This window comes from Mesorhizobium sp. L2C084A000, from assembly GCF_000502875.1.
Lineage (GTDB): Bacteria > Pseudomonadota > Alphaproteobacteria > Rhizobiales > Rhizobiaceae > Mesorhizobium.
In genome coordinates, this window is sequence record NZ_AYWX01000012.1 from 97,588 (window position 1) to 116,110 (window position 18,523).

Consider the following 18,523-nt stretch of genomic DNA (forward strand, 5'->3'; position numbering starts at 1 on the left):
GCCCAGGCATGGGGCATCGTCGACCATGGGCCCGATCGAGCTGGCGCCGACATCGACGGTGATGCTGCCGGAAATCCTGACATCCGTATCGCCGATCTTGAACTGGCCGTTGCCGTTTGCCGGGAAACGCGTCGTCGGGCTCCGGAGCCGGCTTGGCGATGCGGTAGTCACCGGTTACGGCCGGGCAGGGCGCCTTTTTGCGTTGACGGCGAACTGTCTTCGGCAAGTGCCGCGCCGCTGATGAGGCCCGCAATGGCGAGCGCTACAACGGCGATGACGCGGTGGCCGCGCCACTGACAGTCTGTCGGCGCGTGCTGCGTTGCGCCTGTCGCCAACAGACAATCCGCACATGAAAACGGCCCCGCCGTGCTTTGCGCAAACGGACGGGGCCTTTTTGGATCTCAAATCCAATCTCTACCGGGAGTGTACTGCCGGCATTTGATTTCGGATGCAACGCGGCGTTCAACCGACGATCCGACTAACAGTCTCTGATTTTTACGGGGATATGGCAGGTCACGGTTTGTCGGGTGGCGAAAACGCTAAACCCTGGCACTTATGCCTGCCGCCGCTCCAGTAACAACTGGAACCCTATGGGACGATCCGGTGGCGTCATAGCTCCGCTCCTTTGTCCATTGCGACGTTGTCGTCACGAAGCACAAATCGCAAATGCCTGCGGCGTCTCGCAGGCCGCCTTTGGGCGGCGAGGCCATCGAAAGACGGCCGTCTTCGTTGACTGCTGGAGACTGCTCCCGTCAGCTGGTGGCGTCAACCATCAATAGCCGGTTACCGAAAAATGTGATCGCCGGAAGGTTACGTGCAGGTCAGCTTTTGCACAGCTTTGTCAGGAGCGTGTTCGGCCTTTGTTCTTTCCGCTTGCCCGTTCACGCGAAAGACGGTTAAACGCTTTGGTCGGGAATTGTGGCGTCTCTCGACGTGGCGGCAAAACTACCTACATAGGGGATGGCCGGGAAAACCCGCCATTCCAGGAAATTCCAGATTCTGAGGCGGCGACCGGCTATGGCCGACCATAAATATCTTTCCATTCGCGGGGCGCGCGAACACAATCTGAAGAATGTCGATCTCGACTTGCCGCGTGACAGCCTGATTGTCATGACCGGCCTGTCGGGGTCCGGCAAGTCATCGCTTGCCTTCGACACGATCTATGCCGAAGGCCAGCGCCGCTACGTCGAAAGCCTGTCGGCCTACGCGCGGCAATTCCTTGAGATGATGCAGAAGCCTGACGTCGACCAGATCGACGGCCTGTCGCCCGCCATCTCCATCGAGCAGAAGACCACCTCGAAGAACCCGCGTTCGACCGTCGGCACCGTCACCGAGATCTACGACTATATGCGGCTGCTTTTTGCGCGCGTCGGCATCCCCTATTCGCCGGCCACCGGCCTGCCGATCGAGAGCCAGACGGTTTCGCAGATGGTCGACCGCGTGCTGGCGGTCGAGGAAGGCACGCGGCTGTTCATCCTGGCGCCGATGGTGCGCGGCCGCAAAGGCGAATACCGCAAGGAATTGCTGGAGTTGCAAAAAAAGGGCTTTCAGCGCGTCAAGGTCGATGGCGTCTTCTACGAAATCGCCGACGTGCCGGCGCTGGACAAGAAGTACAAGCATGACCTCGACGTCGTCGTCGACCGCATCGTCGTGCGCGGCGATCTGGCGACGCGGCTTGCCGATTCCATCGAGACCGCCCTGAAGCTGGCCGATGGGCTGGCGGTCGCCGAATTCGCCGACAAGCCGCTCGATGCCAGCCAGACCGGCGAGGATTCGGTCAACAAGTCGAAGAACGAGACGCATGAGCGCATCCTGTTCTCGGAAAAGTTCGCTTGCCCGGTCTCCGGCTTCACCATTCCGGAAATCGAACCGCGGCTGTTCTCGTTCAACAACCCGTTCGGCGCCTGCCCGACCTGCGACGGTCTCGGCAGCCAGCGCGCCATCGACGGCAATCTGATCGTGCCGGACGAGAACATCTCGCTGCGCGACGGCGCCGTCAGCCCGTGGGCGAAGTCGACCTCGCCCTATTACGCGCAGACGCTGGAAGCGCTGGGCAAGGCTTATGGCTTCAAGCTTGGCGACAAGTTCAAGGATTTGTCCGAAGAGGCCAAGGAAGCCATCCTGCACGGCACGGGCGAGCGCGAAATCACCTTCCAGTATGATGACGGCCTGCGCTCCTACAAGACCACCAAGACCTTTGAAGGCGTCATTCCCAATCTCGAACGGCGGTGGAAGGAAACCGAATCCGCCTGGATGCGCGAGGAGATCGAGCGCTTCATGTCGGCGACGCCCTGCCCGGTCTGCAAGGGCTATCGGCTGAAGCCCGAGTCGCTGGCGGTGAAAATCGCCGGCAAGCACATCGGCGAAGTCACCGAGCTTTCCATCCGCAAGGCCGACCAGTGGTTCACCGACCTGCCAGCGTCGCTCAACGACAAGCAGAACGAGATCGCGGTGCGGGTCTTGAAGGAGATCCGCGAGCGGCTGCGCTTCCTCAACGATGTCGGGCTCGACTATCTGACGCTGTCGCGCAATTCCGGCACGCTGTCGGGCGGCGAGAGCCAGCGCATCCGGCTGGCGTCGCAGATCGGCTCGGGTCTTACCGGTGTGCTCTATGTGCTGGACGAGCCATCGATCGGCCTGCACCAGCGCGACAATGCCCGTCTGCTCGATACGCTGAAGCATCTGCGCGACATCGGCAACACGGTGATCGTCGTCGAGCATGACGAGGATGCCATCCTGCATGCCGACTATGTCGTCGACATGGGCCCGGCCGCCGGAATCCATGGTGGCGAGATCATCGCCCAGGGCACGCCGCAGCAGGTCATGGCCAATCCCAATTCGATCACCGGCAAATACCTGTCCGGTGCGCTCGAAGTGGCGACGCCTGGTGTCAGGCGCGAGGCGAAGAAGAACCGCCGCCTGAAAATCGTCGGCGCGCGCGGCAACAATTTGAAGAACGTCACCGCAGAAATCCCGCTCGGCACCTTCACCGCCGTGACCGGCGTGTCGGGCGGCGGCAAGTCGACCTTCCTCATCGAGACGCTGTTCAAGGCCGCGTCGCGCCGCATCATGGGCTCGCGCGAACATCCGGCCGAACACGACCGCATCGAGGGTCTCGAATTCCTCGACAAGGTCATCGACATCGACCAGTCGCCGATCGGCAGGACACCGCGTTCGAACCCCGCCACCTATACCGGCGCCTTCACGCCGATCCGCGACTGGTTCGCTGGGCTGCCCGAAGCCAAGGCGCGCGGCTACCAGCCGGGACGCTTCTCCTTCAACGTGAAGGGCGGCCGCTGCGAGGCCTGCCAGGGCGACGGCGTCATCAAGATCGAGATGCACTTTTTGCCCGACGTCTACGTCACCTGCGACGTCTGTCACGGCAAGCGCTACAACAGAGAGACCCTCGACGTCGTGTTCAAGGGCAAGTCGATCGCCGACGTGCTCGACATGACGGTCGAGGAAGGCGTCGACTTCTTCGCCGCCGTGCCCGGCGTGCGCGACAAGCTCGAAACGCTGAAGCAGGTCGGCCTCGGCTACATCCACATCGGCCAGCAGGCGACGACGCTGTCCGGCGGCGAGGCGCAGCGCATCAAGCTCGCCAAGGAACTGTCGCGCAAGGCAACTGGCAAGACGCTCTATATCCTCGACGAGCCGACCACCGGGCTGCATTTCCACGACGTCGCCAAGCTGTTGGAAGTGCTGCATGAACTGGTCGACCAGGGCAACACGGTGGTGGTCATCGAGCACAATCTCGAAGTGATCAAGACCGCCGACTGGGTGCTCGACCTCGGCCCCGAAGGCGGCGACGGCGGCGGCGAACTGGTTGCCTCCGGCACGCCGGAAGCAATCGTGCGCGAGAAGCGCAGCTACACCGGCCAGTTCCTCAAGGAGCTTCTGGAGCGGCGCCCCGGAGGCAAGCGCGAAGCGGCGGAGTGATCGGACCGGTTGGCGCCTGGAGAGCTTTTGAATGAAAATCAGAAGAGCGCTTGCCGGTGATCTCCAAACTGTCGTCTCGCTGACGGAAGCGGCCTATGCGCCTTACACTGCACTGTTAGGCGCACCGCCGATCCCAGTCACCGAAGACTATACGCCGCGCATCGCGCGCGGCGAGGTGTGGGTGTTGGAAAGCGGCAGCGAAATTGCCGGAGTACTCACACTGGAACGGCACGACGATCACGCGATGATCTTCTCCGTCGCGGTCTCTCCTGACTTTCAGGGCAAAGGCTTCGGTATTGCGTTGCTCAAACACGCGGACGAACAGACGCGGCTGTGGCGCTTGCCCGAGGTGCGGCTTTACACCAACGCCAGGATGGAGCGGAACATCGCGCTCTATCTGGCCTACGGTTTCCACGAAACGGGTCGCCGGCCCAATCCCTACCGGCCGGGATGGGTGCTCGTCGACATGGCAAAAGTCGTCGATGAGACCACCGCGGCCTGATTTTTTCAGCACTGGGAGGATGACAATGAGCACATCGGGAACAATCCGCGCCGGCATGGGCGGCTGGACCTTCGAGCCCTGGGATACGTCCTTCTATCCCGACAAGCTTCCCAAGGCCAAGCAGCTGAACTACGCCACTCGCCAGGTGCCGAGCATCGAGGTCAACGGCACTTACTATTCCAGCTTCAAGGAGCCGACCTTCGTTAAATGGGCCAACGAGGCGCCGGACGGTTTCGTGTACTCGCTAAAGGGCAACCGCTTCGTCACCAACCGGCGCGTGCTCGGCGAGGCCGGCGAATCGATGATGCGCTTCCTCGGCTCGGGTGTTGCCGCGCTCGGTGAAAAGCTCGGGCCGATCCTGTGGCAGTTCGCGCCGACCAAGAAATTCGATCCGGACGATTTCGAAGCCTTTTTGAAACTGCTGCCGGAAAAGCAGGACGGCGTTGGGCTGCGCCATGCGCTCGAAGTCCGCAACGACAGTTTTGTCGTGCCGGAATTCGCAGCACTTGCCCGAAAATACAAGGCCGCGATCGTTTACGCCGACCATGCCAAATATCCCGACATCGCCGATGTCACCGGTGATTTCGTCTACGCCCGGCTGCAGACCGGCAGCGATGACAATCCCGACTGCTACACGCCGAAAGGCCTCGATGAATGGGCCGCGCGGGTAAAGATTTGGGCGCAAGGCAAGCAGCCGGCCGACCTGCGGCGCGCCGACCCCGCCACCGATGCGCCGGTCAAGCCGCGCGACGTGTTCGTCTACTTCATCACCGAGGGCAAGGTGCGCGCGCCGTTCGGCGCCATGGCACTGATGAAGCGAGTGGACCAGGGTCAGCCGGTGCCCTGACGCAGCGGAATCATGGCATCTTCGCTACCGTCGTAACCTTATCGATACCTCCTTGCTGCATGAATCCAGCCGAACCAGTCGCAGATTTGGGCCGCCGCGGGCAAGGACGAGGGGCATGTCGCTCGACTACACTTCACTTCTGCTGGCTGTCGGTTTTTCCGCTGCCTGCCTGAGCCTGACATTGTTTGGCATGTGGCTGACCGCTCGCTCGGAGAAATTCCTGCTGACATGGGCGATCAGTCTGGTGTTCGTGGTCGGCGATATTTTTGTCTATGACGCCTATATCGATATGCCCGGGCGCCTGCTCGGCATCGCCACGCTGGCTTTCCTCCTGCTCGGTTTCTCGACAATGCTGGGCGCGGCCTACCAGTTCAGAACCGGCGGCTCGCCAGTGCCGCGAACGGTGCTTGGCAGCGCCATTTCGCTGGCCGTGACGTTGCCTCCGATGGCTCTAGGCTATGACGGGCTGGGCTTCATGTTCGAAAATGCCTTCGCCGCCTTGCTTCTGTTCGCAACGGCGGTCGAATACTGGAAAGGCCGCGACGAAGCCCCTGCCCTGACGATCGGTATCACCGCGCTCTATTCCGCCACGGCCGCATCCTTCGCTCTCTGCGCCATGGTTCTAGCCTTGGATGGAAAGCTGGTCCTTGGACATGCGCCAAGCAACTGGGCCGAGGAACTGAGCCTCATCATCGTCATCGCCAGCATGACCGGGATCGGGGCGCTTTCCCTGGCCCTGAACCAGGGACGTCTGGCCCGGCATCACCGCCACAATGCCCTGACCGACCCGCTGACCGGCCTGCTCAACCGCCGCGCCCTGTTCGACCTGCACGGCGATGCGCCGGTCGGCGCCTTCACGGCGGTGGTCGTCTTCGATCTCGACAACTTCAAGGCCGTCAACGACGAATTCGGCCACGCCGCCGGCGATGAGGTGCTGAAGGTGTTCGCACGGGAACTCGCCGGCAATCTCCGCCCGGGCGACGTCGCCGCGCGCATGGGCGGCGAGGAATTCGCGCTGGTGCTGAAGCGGACCTTGCCCGAAACGGTGGAGGCCACCGCCGAGGCCATACGGACAGCTTTTGCCGCGCACCGCATCGAAACCGAGACAGGCTCGCTGATATGCACGGTCAGTGCCGGATTTGCTTTCGGCACCAAGGAAGGTCTCGGCTTCGACAAGGTGCTCAATACCGCCGACAAGGCGCTCTACGACGCCAAGCGCGGTGGCCGCAACCGCGTCACCGCCTCTCCGTTCAGGCGCGCAGGCTGATCGCGCATCTGTGGCAGCCACGATCACGATGAGCTGTGCGACTTCCAGAGCATTTCACCGTTTCAAGGAAACGGCGAGCTGCTCTAACCCGTTGTCTGATGCAATTATCCAGGGAAAGCGCTTCGCACTTTTCCCAGAATTGCTCTACGCCGCCATCACGATTTCATTGAATGCATCCAGGTCGACATAGAAGACCTTGGTGATCTCCTCGATCAGGTCGTCATGGCCGTAGCCTTGGGACTTCAAGATGTTGATGGCAGTGATGATATCGACGCGCTCGGTAAGCCGCCGCTTCTGGTAGTCCTCGACGTAACGTTCCATGGCTGTCCCTTAGCCTGTGTGCCCAAACGCGTTGAACGACAAAGATCGCAGGAGAGAAGCTAGGAAGCCTTGCTTGCGTGAGACTTGCCGGTGATAGCCGCGGCCTCGATCTGCGATAAACCAGACTGGTACGGAAGCGGCCGACTCACAAAAGCCTAGGAAAAGACTAGCACGCAGTTGCCGATGCACCAGAGACGCTGATGCAGGGCCGGAGAAATATTGGATTTGGCAAGGACTTCGGATCGTCAACTGAAGTGCGGCGGCGATTCTACACCGTCAGGAACTTCCGGACATCGGCACGGTCCAGATCTTCCGCCGGACCGGTATGGACGATCACGCCCCGGTCCATGATGTTGACCTCGTCGGCGAGTTCGCGGCAGAAATCGAGATATTGTTCGACCAAAAGCACGGCGATGCCGGCTTGGTCGCGCAGGTAGCGGATGGCGCGGCCGATGTCCTTGATGATCGACGGCTGGATGCCTTCGGTCGGCTCGTCGAGCACCAGCAGCTTCGGCCGCATCACCAATGCCCTCCCGATGGCGAGCTGCTGCTGCTGGCCCCCGGAAAGATCGCCACCGCGACGGCCGAGCATCTGCTTCAGCACCGGGAACAATTCGAAGACATGTGCAGGAATGTTGCGGTCGGCCCGTTTCAGCGGCGCGAAGCCTGATTCCAGGTTCTCCCGCACGGTGAGCAGCGGAAAGACCTCCCTGCCCTGCGGTACGAATGCGATGCCCGACCGGGCGCGGTCATACGCCGCGCTCCGGTCGAGCGCCTTCCCCTCGAAGGCAACGCTTCCGCTCGTCAGCCGGTGATGGCCGACGATCGATCTCATCAAACTGGTCTTGCCGACGCCATTGCGGCCGAGCACGCAGGTGATCTTGCCGGCGCCCGCCTTCAGCGACACGCCGCGCAGCGCCTGGGCGGCGCCGTAGTGCAGCGTGGCATTGGAAACTTCGAGCATGTCAGCGCCTTTTCCAGAACCGCAGAAACGACAAATCGAAGTGATGGAACTGCACCCGCCAAACCATGCTCATCTCCCCAGATAGACTTCGACGACACGCTCGTCGGCCGACACAAAATCGAGTGTGCCCTCACTCAGCACCGAGCCCTCATGCAGGCAGGTGACCTTGACGCCGAGCTCGCGCACGAAATGCATGTCGTGCTCGACGACGATGACCGAATGGTCGCGGGCAATATCCTTGAGCAGCCGCGCGGTTTCCTCGGTCTCGGCATCGGTCATGCCGGCGACCGGTTCGTCGACCAGAAGCAGTTTCGGGTCCTGCGCCAAGAGCATGCCGATCTCGAGCCACTGCTTTTGCCCATGGCTCAGATTGGCCGCCAGTTCGTCACGCTTGTCGCCAAGCCGGATGATGCCGAGGATGTCATCGATCTGCCGCGTCTCGGCGGCCGAGCGGCGATGGAACAGCGCCGGGAAGATCGAGCGCGGCCCCTTCAGCGCCAGCATCAGGTTTTCCTCGATCGTGTGGCTTTCGAACACGGTCGGCTTCTGAAACTTGCGGCCGATGCCCATCATGGCGATCTCGGCCTCATCATGCTTGGTCAGATCGACCTGGCCGTCGAAGAACACGTCGCCTTCGTCGGGCCGCGTCTTGCCGGTGACGATGTCCATCATCGTCGTCTTGCCGGCGCCGTTGGGGCCGATGATGGCGCGCATCTCACCCTTGTCGAGCACCAGCGACAGATTGTTGATGGCGCGAAAGCCGTCGAAGGAGACCGAAACTCCGTCGAGATAAAGGATCGTGTTCGACTTTGACATGGTCGCTCACTCCGCCGGCTGCGGTTCGGGGTTGCTGGCGGACCAGTCGCCGGGCTTTCTCGCCTCGCTGCGAACGATTTTCGCCGGCGGCGGGACGTCGGCATCGGTGCCGGCTTCCTCGGCAATCGAAGCTGCCCGCAACGCCCTGGCGTTGCCGCGCCAGCTGTCCCACATGCCGATGATGCCCTTGGGCAGCAAGAGCGTGACGGCGACGAACAGCCCACCCAAGGCAAACAGCCAGAATTCCGGCAGCACGCCGGTGAACCAGGATTTGCCGGCATTGACCAGCAACGCACCGATGATCGGTCCGACAATGGTGCCGCGCCCGCCGACGGCGGCCCACACAACGACCTCGATCGAATTGGCCGGCTCGAATTCACCCGGATTGATGATGCCGACCTGCGGCACGTAGAGCGCGCCGGCTATGCCGGCCATGACGGCCGAGACGGTGAAGGCGAACAGTTTTACGTTCTCCGCCCGCCAGCCGAGGAAGCGCGTGCGGCTCTCGGCATCGCGCACAGCCATCAAGAGCTTGCCGTATTTGGAGCCGACGATCGCCCAGGTGACGAAGACGGCTAGCGCGAGCATCACGGCGCTGGCGGCAAACAGCGCCGAGCGCGTCGCGTCGGCCTGCACGTTGAAGCCCAGAATATCTTTGAAATCGGTCAGGCCGTTGTTGCCGCCGAACCCCATGTCGTTGCGAAAAAAGGCAAGCAGCAGCGCGTACGTCATCGCCTGGGTGATGATCGAGAGATAAACGCCGGTGACGCGGCTGCGGAAGGCGAACCAGCCAAAGACGAAAGCGAGCAGGCCGGGCACCGCGAGCACCATGAGGCCGGCGAACCAGAAATGGTCGAAACCGTACCAGAACCAGGGCAATTCCTTGTAGTTCAGGAACACCATGAAGTCGGGCAAGATGGGATTGCCGTAGACGCCGCGTGAGCCGATCTGGCGCATCAGATACATGCCCATCGCATAGCCGCCGAGCGCGAAGAAGGCGCCGTGGCCAAGCGAAAGGATGCCGCAATAGCCCCAGACAAGATCGAGCGCCAAGGCGAGCAGTGCATAACAGAGATATTTGCCGGTCAGCGCGACAATGTAGGATGGGATGTAGAAGGCGCTGGCAGGAGACACCGCAAGGTTGAGCAGCGGCACGATGACGGCCACCGCCAGCAGGATGAAGATCGTGATGGCGATGCGGCGGTCCGCGCCGGCGGCAAAGAAGCGTCCCGTGATCATGCTTCCACCGCCCTGCCCTTGAGCGCGAACAGGCCGCGCGGGCGCTTCTGTATGAACAGGATGATCAGCACCAGCACGACGATCTTGCCGAGCACCGCGCCCGCATAGGGCTCGAGGAACTTGTTGACGATGCCAAGCGAGAAGGCGCCGACCAGCGTGCCCCACAGATTGCCGACGCCGCCGAAGACGACGACCATGAAGCTGTCGATGATGTAGCCGCGACCGAGATTGGGCGAGACATTGTCGATCTGGCTGAGCGCGACACCGGCAATGCCTGCAATGCCGGAGCCGAGCGCGAAAGTCAGCGCGTCTACCCATGGCGTCCTGATGCCCATCGAGGCGGCCATGCGCCGGTTGGCGGTGACGGCGCGCATCTGAAGGCCCCAGGGCGTGCGCTTCATCACGTAGAGCAGGATGCCGAAGACAGCGAGCGCGAAAACCAGGATCCACAGCCGGTTCCAGGTGATCGCCAACTGTCCGACATTGAACGAGCCCGACATCCACGAGGGGTTGCCCACCTCCTGGTTGGTCGGCCCGAAGATCGAACGCACGGCCTGTTGCAGGATCAGCGAGACGCCCCAAGTCGCAAGCAGTGTTTCCAGCGGCCGCCCGTAGAGAAAGCGGATGACGCCGCGCTCGATGATCAGGCCGACCAGAGCCGAGACGAGGAAAGCCAGCGGCAGCGCAATAACCAGCGACCAGTCGAACAGGCCGGGAAAGGAGGTGCGGATCACCTGCTGGACGACGAAGGTCGTGTAGGCGCCGAGCATGACCATCTCGCCGTGCGCCATGTTGATAACGCCCATGACGCCGAAGGTGATGGCAAGGCCGATCGCCGCCAGCAGCAGCACCGAGCCCAGCGAAATGCCGTACCAGATGTTCTGGCCGGCATCCCAGAAGGCCAGCGTCGAATTGATGTTGGCGATTGCGGTCGTCGCCGCTTGCTTGACCGCGTCGGTGGATTTCGCCTCGACCGAGGTGAGCAGGGAAACCGCATCGCGGTCGCCACGCGCGCCGATCAGGGCAATTGCAGCGAGCTTGTCGGCTTCAGGCCGGTCGGAGACCAGAACGGAGGCGGCACGAGCCTGTTCGAGCAGCGCCTTGACGCTGGCCACGGTCTCACTGGCGATTGCCGTGTCGAGCGGTCCGATGTTTGCGGCGTCGGGCGTCTTGAACATGGTGTCGGCGGCGGCGATGCGCACGGCCGGATCCTTGGCGCAAAGCGTCAGCGTGCCCAACGCATCGCGGATGACGCGACGCAGCGTGTTGTTGACCTTGATCTTGGTGATGTCGTCCTTGGCCGCCTCGCCCGATGCCTCGCCGCTCAACGGGTCGGAAAGCTGGACGCTTTCGCCCGCTTCCTTGCCGACAAACACCAGGGAATCGGCCTTGCGGACATAGAGGTTGCCGTCGGCCAGTGCCGCAAGCGGCCGCTCCACCGCCGGATCGCCGGCAGCAGCCAGTTCGTGGACGACGGCTCCGATCTCGGAAAAGCCCTTGGCCGCGGCGAATTTGGCGATGATGCCGCGCAGATCGGCTTCGCCGGCGCCGGAGGACGACAGTGTCGCCAGCAGGAACAACAGCATCAAACCAATCGTACGAAACAGGTTCATCGGTCTCTGGTAACCCTTGAAGGTTGAAGTGGGCGTCCGGACGGCGGAGGAAGCCGTCCGGACGCGCGCGGTCTGACTAGGTCAGCCCTGGGAGGGATCAGTTCGTGCCCTTGCCGCCGCACTTGCCGGTGGCAACATTGAAGTTGCCGCAGGACAGAGGCGCGCGCCAATCGGAGATCAGGTCCTTGGAATCAGGCAGATAGTCGGACCATTCGTCGCCCATCACCAGGCCCGGCGTGCGCGACACGGTTTCGAACTGGCCGTCGGCCTGGATTTCGCCGATCAGCACCGGCTTGGTGATGTGGTGGTTCGGCATCATCGTCGAATAGCCGCCGGTCAGGTTCGGCACCGAGACGCCGATCATGGCGTCGATGACCTTGTCCGGATCGGTGGTGCCGGCCTTCTCGACCGCCTTCACCCACATGTTGAAGCCGATATAATGGGCCTCCATCGGGTCGTTGGTGGTGCGCTTGTCGTTCTTGATGAACTTGTGCCAGTCGGCGATGAACTTCTTGTTCTCGGGCGTATCGATGCTCTCGAAATAGTTCCAGGCAGCGAGATGGCCGACCAGCGGCGCGGTGTCGAGACCGGCAAGCTCTTCCTCGCCGACCGAGAAGGCCATGACCGGAATGTCCTCGGCCTTGATGCCTTGGTTGCCGAGTTCCTTGTAGAACGGCACGTTGGCGTCGCCGTTGACGGTCGAGACGACGGCGGTCTTCTTGCCGGCCGAACCGAACTTCTTGATCGCCGAAACCTCGGTCTGCCAGTCGGAGAAGCCGAACGGCGTGTAATTGACCATGATGTCTTCCGCAGCCACGCCCTTGGCCTTCAGATAGGCTTCGAGGATCTTGTTGGTGGTGCGCGGATAGACGTAGTCGGTGCCTTCCAGCACCCAGCGCTTCACCGAACCGCCATCCTCGCTCATCAGATAGTCGACGGCCGGAATGGCCTGCTGGTTTGGCGCCGCACCGGTGTAGAACACGTTGCGCTCACTTTCCTCGCCCTCATACTGGACGGGGTAGAACAGGATGTTGTCGAGTTCCGAGAACACCGGCAGCACCGATTTGCGCGACACCGAGGTCCAGCAGCCGAACACCGCCGCGACCTTGTCCTTGGAGATCAGCTCGCGCGCCTTTTCGGCAAACAGCGGCCAGTTGGAAGCCGGATCGACAACGACCGCCTCGAGCTTCTTGCCGAGCAGGCCGCCCTTGGCGTTCTGCTCGTCGATGAGCATCAGCATGGCGTCCTTCAGCGTCGTCTCCGAAATCGCCATGGTCCCCGACAGCGAATGGAGAATGCCGACCTTGATCGTGTCGTCGGCGGCCTTCGCCGGAGCGGAGATCAACAGGCCGGCGGCGACCACGCTCGCCGAAAACATTTTTGTTATTGTCGAGAAATTACCCCTCATATGACGGACTCCCAAGCTGGTTGATTGCACCGCAACACTACAAAGCAACCCCCATGCCAACCGCTCTGGCAATCCCGAAAGGGCACAAATAAATTAGAGATATCAGCACCTTGGAATATAGAGCTTACAAAACAAAGAGAGGTGGCCAGAAATCGATTGAGGGAAATTTGCGCAGCTTTCGCAGCTGCTGCCTATTTTTCGATCATTTGCCCAATCTGCCTAGATTTTGATCTCACCAGTGCCTCAGGCGACCGATGTTGCGGCGCGGTGCAAAAATAGGGCAAGCTCGCTCTTCAAGCGAGCGACGTCATGGTTTCAGGGATTTCACGCATTTTTATCGGCATACTGCTTCTGGCCGCAGCAACCGGGCCTGCGCGAGCCGATTTCAGCGACGGCAAGATGCCTGACGGCACCTATCATTGCGAAGTGTACCTGCTTGGCATGTTCCTCAGCCTCGGCGACATCACCATCAAGGGGAACGTCTACAGCGGCCCGGTCTACACCAGCCTCCGCGTCTTCGACCCCGTGCAGCAGGGCTATAACTATCAAATGGACGCAAACGGCGTGATCTCGTGGCTGGGGCCGCTGGGCGGATATACCACCGGCGGCAATTCGCTGTCGCTGACCCAGGCGACGCTCGACGGTGAAACCGCCCCTTCCTTCGACATCATCATGAAGCAGCCCGACGGCGCCTTCACCGCCTCGACCTGCACCAAGCAATGAAGCGGCAGGAAAAAAGGCGCGGAACCTTGCGGGTTCCGCGCCAGCAGTCTGTCGGGAGGATTTGACTAGATCGTCTTTGCCGACATCTGCGCGGCGATGTAGTCGGCCTGGCGGATCGCGAGCGACACGATCGTCAGGGTCGGGTTTTCGGCGGCCCCGGTGGTGAACTGGCTGCCGTCGGACACGAACAGGTTCTTGATGTCGTGCGCCTGGCCGTGCTTGTTGACGACGCCGTCTTCCGCTTTCTCGCTCATCCGGTTGGTGCCGAGATTGTGGGTCGACGGATAGGGCGGCGTCGGGAAGGTGCGGGTGGCGCCGACCGCATCGTAAAGTGCCGTAGCCTGTTTGTAGGCGTGGTTGCGCATCGCGGTGTCGTTCGGATGGTCGTCGAAATGCACGTCGGCGATCGGCATGCCGTGCGCGTCCTTTTCGTCGGTATGCAGCGTGATGCGGTTCTCCGCACGCGGCATATCCTCACCGACGATCCACAGGCCGGCCATGTGGTCGTAGTGATCGAGTGCGGTGGTGAACGAGCGCCCCCAGGCACCCGGATCGAGGAACGCCGCCATGAACGGCAGGCCGAGCGACAGCGTCTCGAACTCGTAGCCACCCACGAACCCACGAGACGGATCATGCCGCGCCTCGTCGCGGATGATGCCGGCCATAGTGGTGCCGCGATACATATGCACCGGTCTGTCGAAGATGGCATAGACCGAGCCGGTGGTGTGGCGCATGTAGTTCTTGCCGACCTGCCCCGATGAGTTGGCAAGCCCATCGGGGAATTTGCCCGATGCCGAATTGAGCAGCAGCCTTGGGCTCTCGATCGAATTGCCGGCAACCGCGACGATGCGCGCCTTCTGCTCCTGCAGCTTGCCGTCCTTGTCGGCGTAGACGATGCCGGTCACCTTTCCGCTAGCGTCGTGGTTGATCTTGATCGCCATGGCGTTCGGCCTGACTTCGAGATGGCCTGTCGCCTCGCCCTTGGGGATCTCGGTGTAGAGCGTCGACCATTTGGCGCCCCATTTGCAGCCCTGGAAGCAGAAGCCGGTCTGCTGGCAAGACATGCGGTCGTCACGATCGACCGAATTGATCGCCATGTTGCCGGTGTGGCATTCCTTGTAGCCGAGCTTGTCGGCGCCGGCCTTCAACACCTTGAAATTGTTGTTGCCCGGCAGCCGCGGCCAGTCATTGGTGCCGGTGACGCCCATCTTGGCTTCAGCCTTGGCATAGTAGGGCTCCAGCTCGGCCAGCGTGATCGGCCAATCGAGCAGGTTGGCGCCTTCCAATTTGCCGTAGGTCGACAGCGTCTTGAACTCATGCTCCTGGATGCGCAGCGAAGCTCCGGCCCAATGCGTGGTCGAACCGCCGACCGACTTGACGATCCAGGCCGGCAGGTTGGGAAAGTCCTTGGCCACACGCCAGTCACCCGACGTGGTGCGCTTGTCCGTCCAGGCGAGCTGGCTGAACGAACCCCACTCGTCATTGATGAAGTCTTCGTATTCGTGGCGCGCGCCGGCTTCCAGGATGACGACGTCGACACCCTTCTGGGCGAGTTCGTTGCCGAGCGTGCCGCCACCGGCACCCGAGCCGATGATGACGACCACGCCGTCGTTGTTCAGATCAAATGAAGCTGCCATGGTTTCCTCCCATGATTTCTGTTTGCGGGTTCAGGAACGACGGGGCTCAGAGCCACTCGATGTCGTCGAAACCGCGCGCGATGTAGCCGCCCTTGGAATAGGACTCGCCCTCGTAACCGAAGATCGGCCACACCTCTTTCTGGTTGTAGAGGCTGACGACGAGGCCGCCTCTGATGGCCTGGAAGAATGGCGTCACCTCGATTTGCTTCAGCACGGCGATCCGCTGGTCCTCCCAGCCAAGGCCGCGATAGCCGCCGCCACCGGACTTCTTGTCGAGGTCGGCGATGCCGTCCTCGAGCATCGACTTGTAGGCGGCGTCCTTGCCGGCCTGCTCGTCATGACCTTTCACGGCAATGGCGTAATATTTGTCCGGAACCTGATCGTGCGGATAGATGTCACGCGCCATCTGGATCAGCGTCGCCATGGTTTCGGGCTTGAGTGCCGATGTCTCGAGCCCCCAGGCATGTTCGGGGCTGATGACGGCGCTGCCGGAGATGACGAGCAGCGCACCGATGCCGCCGCGTCTGAGAAGCTCTCGACGGGAAAGCCCAGGCTTCGCGTCATAGATCGTGACCATTTTATTCCTCCCTGCTTGCTATGTGCGCTCTGCTCAGAACGCCGTTGCTGGCGCGCCGCCCCTCAGAGGCGGCTGCGATGTCTCCTATTGGAAGCGACCTGTGCGTTGCAGAACCTCGATCTTGTAGCCGTCGGGGTCCTCGATGAAGAAAAAGCGGGCGATCAGCGATCCGTCGCGGTTGAACTCGACGATCTTCTTCGGATTGAGGCCAAGCGCACCGAGACGGTCATGTTCGCTGTCGAGATCGGCGACCGAGACAGCGAGGTGACCGTAGCCGTCGCCGAGCCCGTAAGGCTCTTGCCGATCCTTGTTCACGGTCAGTTCGAGTTCGAACCCCGACTCTGCGTTGCTGAGGTAAATGAGCGTGAATGTCTCGAAGTCCAGCCTGTCGGCGACATCGAGCCCGAATGCATTTCTGTAGAAATCGACGGACCGGGCCTCTTCGAGAACCCGGATCATGCTGTGGATCGCCTTGGCCAAATCAGTCTCCGCTCTGGTGTGGAGACGATTATGCGCGGCACGGACAATAAGGTGGTGGCAGCCGGTTACCACGCCCGAAGCCGTGAACCGTCCTCCATCGCCAACAAGGACAAAAGTTCGATTGCCGTGGCGGCGATTTTGCCCGAGAATGCATGTGGGGACAGGTCAAGCAGTATCAAACTGCACGCCCGTCCACCCAAGACCAACAATTATGGGAGGTTTGTCGGATGTGCAGGGTGTTTGCGGGCCAGGATCCCGAAGGCTATCGCCAGATCAACCGGTCGATTCGCATCGACGGCCACTCGACCAGCATCCAGCTTGAAGGAACATTCTGGGCGTTGCTCGACGAGATCGCCGAAAACCAGAACCTGACGACGCCGAAATTCATCTCCAAGCTCTATGACGAAGCCATAGAGATCAACGGCGCCATCCCGAACTTTGCGTCGATGCTGCGCACCACCTGCGCGCTCTATTTGCGCGGCCATCGGCCGGGAATGGATGAGCAGATGGTGCCGAAGCGGGAGGCCGCTTAGCGTATTGCGCTCAGCTGAGTTCTTGGGCGAGCCCGATGAGAAGCCCTCCAGGCCCTCGAATGTAACATAGCCGATACACGTCTCTATACTGGACGACTTCGCCTTCGAGCCGCGCACCGCGATTGCGGAGCCTTTCGAGCGTCCCGTCAATGTCGTCCACAGTGAACATGACGCGGAGGTAGCCCAGGGCGTTTACCGGGGCGTTGCGGTGATCCGCGACGACAGGCGGCGTGAGGAAACGGGACAGTTCGAGCCGGCTGTGGCCGTCCGGCGTCCGCATCATGGCAATCTCGACGCGCTGATCGCCCAGTCCCGTGACACGTCCGGCCCATTCTCCTTCGATCGTAGCCCGCCCTTCGAGCTCAAGGCCGAGCTCGCCAAAGAAACCAATCGTCTCTTCAAGGTCATCGACGACGATTCCTATGTTGTCCATCCGTTTGAGCGCCATGGTTTTTAGTCTACAAGGTGTCGTCCAGGTCGTAAACTCATTAGCCTGCTTGCCAGCTGAGCAAGTATGATCAAGGGATCTTGAGAGCCTGGTGATGCGTCGCGGTGGGCCTGGCATTGACCGCGACCTCGAACGCCACCCGGTCAGTGGCTGGTTCCTGATTCATGCCTGATGGCACGACGCTGTTTCTATCGGTCCAGCATCCGGGCAGGTAGGCCGGATGCTTCGCGGGATCGTGGCCCGACTTTCGGGCAGCCATCCGGCTTCAACAACACACCCAGACCCGATCGGCAGTCGACCGAACCCTCGCTAACGATTTTGTGATGTGGTTGACGAGGTCATTTTCATCTCGCAGTCTATCGGCATTCGATCTGCGGATTAAACTAACTATCGTTGTCATGATTACTTGGGCGTCACTTCCCGGGTGCGTTCTCTTATTTTCGAGATTCCTAATATGAACCATCGCAATCCTGTTCGAATGAATCGGCGTCTTTTCCTGTCCTCGGTCGCAATATTTACGGCAACCGCGACATCGGCCGGTTTTACGCGATCGTTCTCGGGCACTTTGCCCTGGACGCCAATGGCATCCGATCCACCCGCGCAGGTCGTGGCCGGCGGCTGGCACTTTTTCTCAGCCCAGGAAGCAGCCCTTGTCGAGGCGATCGTCGACCGCATCATTCCGGCCGACGAGCTCAGCATGGGCGGCAAGGAAGCCGGTTGCGCCGTCTATATCGACAGGCAGTTGATGGGGGCGTTCGGAGTGTCGAGCCGGCTTTACACGCAAGGCCCGTTTCTGCCTGGACTGCCCACCCAGGGCTATCAGGGCGAGGCCAATCCGGCGCAGCGTTACCGCACCGGGCTTGCCGCCATCGACGCCTTCCTGAAACAGCGGGACGGCAAGACATTCGTCGAGCTCGCATCGGCCGAACAGGATGCCTTCCTGACGGCAATGGAGGCCGGGAAAGTCGACCTGCCCAATGGCGTCAAGGGTCCCGGTTTCTTCGGGCTTCTGCTGCAGAACACCATGGAAGGGTTTTTTGCCGACCCCGTCTATGGCGGCAACAAGGACATGGTCTCGTGGCGCATGCTTGGTTTTCCAGGTGCCCGCTACGACTACCGCGACCATGTCAGCAAACACAATCAGCCATATCCGCAGCCGCCTGTCTCGATCATCGGGCGTCCCGAATGGCTCGGCAAAGGCGCCTGATC

At 61.5% G+C, this 18,523-nt stretch carries 17 protein-coding genes and 1 pseudogene; 7 read left to right on the forward strand and 11 right to left on the reverse strand.

Annotated elements, in window-relative coordinates; genetic code table 11:
• Positions 1 to 33: 33 nt before the first annotated feature.
• A pseudogene (locus X735_RS01000000166210) lies at positions 34 to 275 on the reverse strand (hypothetical protein); the annotation flags it as partial.
• Between the two features lie 742 nt (positions 276 to 1,017).
• Here X735_RS01000000166210 and uvrA point away from each other — a divergent pair.
• From uvrA to X735_RS142620, 4 genes are all read left to right on the forward strand, one after another.
• Positions 1,018 to 3,939: an excinuclease ABC subunit UvrA gene (gene uvrA / locus X735_RS142635; protein ID WP_023813002.1), complete on the forward strand. Its 2,922-nt coding sequence runs from the start codon at positions 1,018 to 1,020 to the stop codon at positions 3,937 to 3,939.
• A 31-nt stretch (positions 3,940 to 3,970) separates the two neighbouring features.
• A complete protein-coding gene (locus X735_RS142630) occupies positions 3,971 to 4,441 on the forward strand; it encodes a GNAT family N-acetyltransferase (RefSeq protein ID WP_023813003.1) in 471 nt (156 codons plus the stop codon).
• A gap of 25 nt (positions 4,442 to 4,466) precedes the next feature.
• Entirely contained in the window at positions 4,467 to 5,288 is an 822-nt protein-coding gene (locus X735_RS142625; RefSeq protein ID WP_023813004.1) for a DUF72 domain-containing protein, read from the forward strand.
• A gap of 115 nt (positions 5,289 to 5,403) precedes the next feature.
• Positions 5,404 to 6,555 carry a GGDEF domain-containing protein gene (locus X735_RS142620; protein WP_023813005.1) on the forward strand — a complete coding sequence of 384 codons (1,152 nt, stop codon included), beginning with the start codon at positions 5,404 to 5,406 and terminating at the stop codon, positions 6,553 to 6,555.
• A gap of 144 nt (positions 6,556 to 6,699) precedes the next feature.
• Here the strand turns inward: X735_RS142620 and X735_RS1000000167960 are convergent, their stop codons facing one another.
• The 6 genes from X735_RS1000000167960 to urtA all read right to left on the reverse strand — a co-directional run bounded on the left by X735_RS1000000167960 (position 6,700) and on the right by urtA (position 12,886).
• Complete coding sequence (locus X735_RS1000000167960; protein ID WP_023759335.1) at positions 6,700 to 6,876, reverse strand: hypothetical protein; 177 nt, start codon at positions 6,874 to 6,876, stop codon at positions 6,700 to 6,702.
• Positions 6,877 to 7,144: 268 nt separating this feature from the next.
• Positions 7,145 to 7,840 carry an urea ABC transporter ATP-binding subunit UrtE gene (gene urtE / locus X735_RS142615; protein ID WP_023813006.1) on the reverse strand — a complete coding sequence of 232 codons (696 nt, stop codon included), beginning with the start codon at positions 7,838 to 7,840 and terminating at the stop codon, positions 7,145 to 7,147.
• Positions 7,841 to 7,909: 69 nt separating this feature from the next.
• Positions 7,910 to 8,656, reverse strand: a complete 747-nt coding sequence (gene urtD / locus X735_RS142610; protein ID WP_023813007.1) for an urea ABC transporter ATP-binding protein UrtD — start codon at positions 8,654 to 8,656, stop codon at positions 7,910 to 7,912.
• Positions 8,657 to 8,662: 6 nt separating this feature from the next.
• Complete coding sequence (gene urtC / locus X735_RS142605; RefSeq protein WP_023813008.1) at positions 8,663 to 9,895, reverse strand: urea ABC transporter permease subunit UrtC; 1,233 nt, start codon at positions 9,893 to 9,895, stop codon at positions 8,663 to 8,665.
• Entirely contained in the window at positions 9,892 to 11,508 is a 1,617-nt protein-coding gene (gene urtB / locus X735_RS142600; RefSeq protein ID WP_023813009.1) for an urea ABC transporter permease subunit UrtB, read from the reverse strand. Before urtB ends, urtC begins: the two co-directional genes overlap by 4 nt.
• A gap of 97 nt (positions 11,509 to 11,605) precedes the next feature.
• Positions 11,606 to 12,886: an urea ABC transporter substrate-binding protein gene (gene urtA, locus X735_RS142595; protein WP_245273273.1), complete on the reverse strand. Its 1,281-nt coding sequence runs from the start codon at positions 12,884 to 12,886 to the stop codon at positions 11,606 to 11,608.
• 339 nt (positions 12,887 to 13,225) lie between these two features.
• On the opposite strand from urtA, the gene X735_RS142590 reads away from it, so the two are divergent.
• Positions 13,226 to 13,639 (forward strand): hypothetical protein, encoded by a 414-nt coding sequence (locus X735_RS142590; protein ID WP_023813011.1) that lies wholly within the window; start codon positions 13,226 to 13,228, stop codon positions 13,637 to 13,639.
• 65 nt (positions 13,640 to 13,704) lie between these two features.
• On the opposite strand, the gene X735_RS142585 is transcribed toward X735_RS142590, so the two are convergent.
• From X735_RS142585 to X735_RS142575, 3 genes are all read right to left on the reverse strand, one after another.
• Positions 13,705 to 15,276, reverse strand: coding sequence for a GMC family oxidoreductase (locus X735_RS142585; RefSeq protein WP_023813012.1), 1,572 nt, complete (start codon positions 15,274 to 15,276; stop codon positions 13,705 to 13,707).
• A 46-nt stretch (positions 15,277 to 15,322) separates the two neighbouring features.
• Complete coding sequence (locus X735_RS142580) at positions 15,323 to 15,853, reverse strand: twin-arginine translocation pathway signal (protein WP_023813013.1); 531 nt, start codon at positions 15,851 to 15,853, stop codon at positions 15,323 to 15,325.
• A gap of 84 nt (positions 15,854 to 15,937) precedes the next feature.
• Positions 15,938 to 16,333: a VOC family protein gene (locus tag X735_RS142575; RefSeq protein WP_023813014.1), complete on the reverse strand. Its 396-nt coding sequence runs from the start codon at positions 16,331 to 16,333 to the stop codon at positions 15,938 to 15,940.
• Between the two features lie 227 nt (positions 16,334 to 16,560).
• Between X735_RS142575 and X735_RS142570 the strand changes: the two genes are divergently transcribed.
• Positions 16,561 to 16,866: a ribbon-helix-helix domain-containing protein gene (locus X735_RS142570; RefSeq protein WP_023813015.1), complete on the forward strand. Its 306-nt coding sequence runs from the start codon at positions 16,561 to 16,563 to the stop codon at positions 16,864 to 16,866.
• A gap of 10 nt (positions 16,867 to 16,876) precedes the next feature.
• Here the strand turns inward: X735_RS142570 and X735_RS142565 are convergent, their stop codons facing one another.
• Entirely contained in the window at positions 16,877 to 17,314 is a 438-nt protein-coding gene (locus X735_RS142565; protein ID WP_023813016.1) for a VOC family protein, read from the reverse strand.
• A 580-nt stretch (positions 17,315 to 17,894) separates the two neighbouring features.
• On the opposite strand from X735_RS142565, the gene X735_RS142560 reads away from it, so the two are divergent.
• Positions 17,895 to 18,521 (forward strand): gluconate 2-dehydrogenase subunit 3 family protein, encoded by a 627-nt coding sequence (locus X735_RS142560; RefSeq protein ID WP_245273274.1) that lies wholly within the window; start codon positions 17,895 to 17,897, stop codon positions 18,519 to 18,521.
• The last annotated feature ends 2 nt before the right edge of the window (positions 18,522 to 18,523 follow it).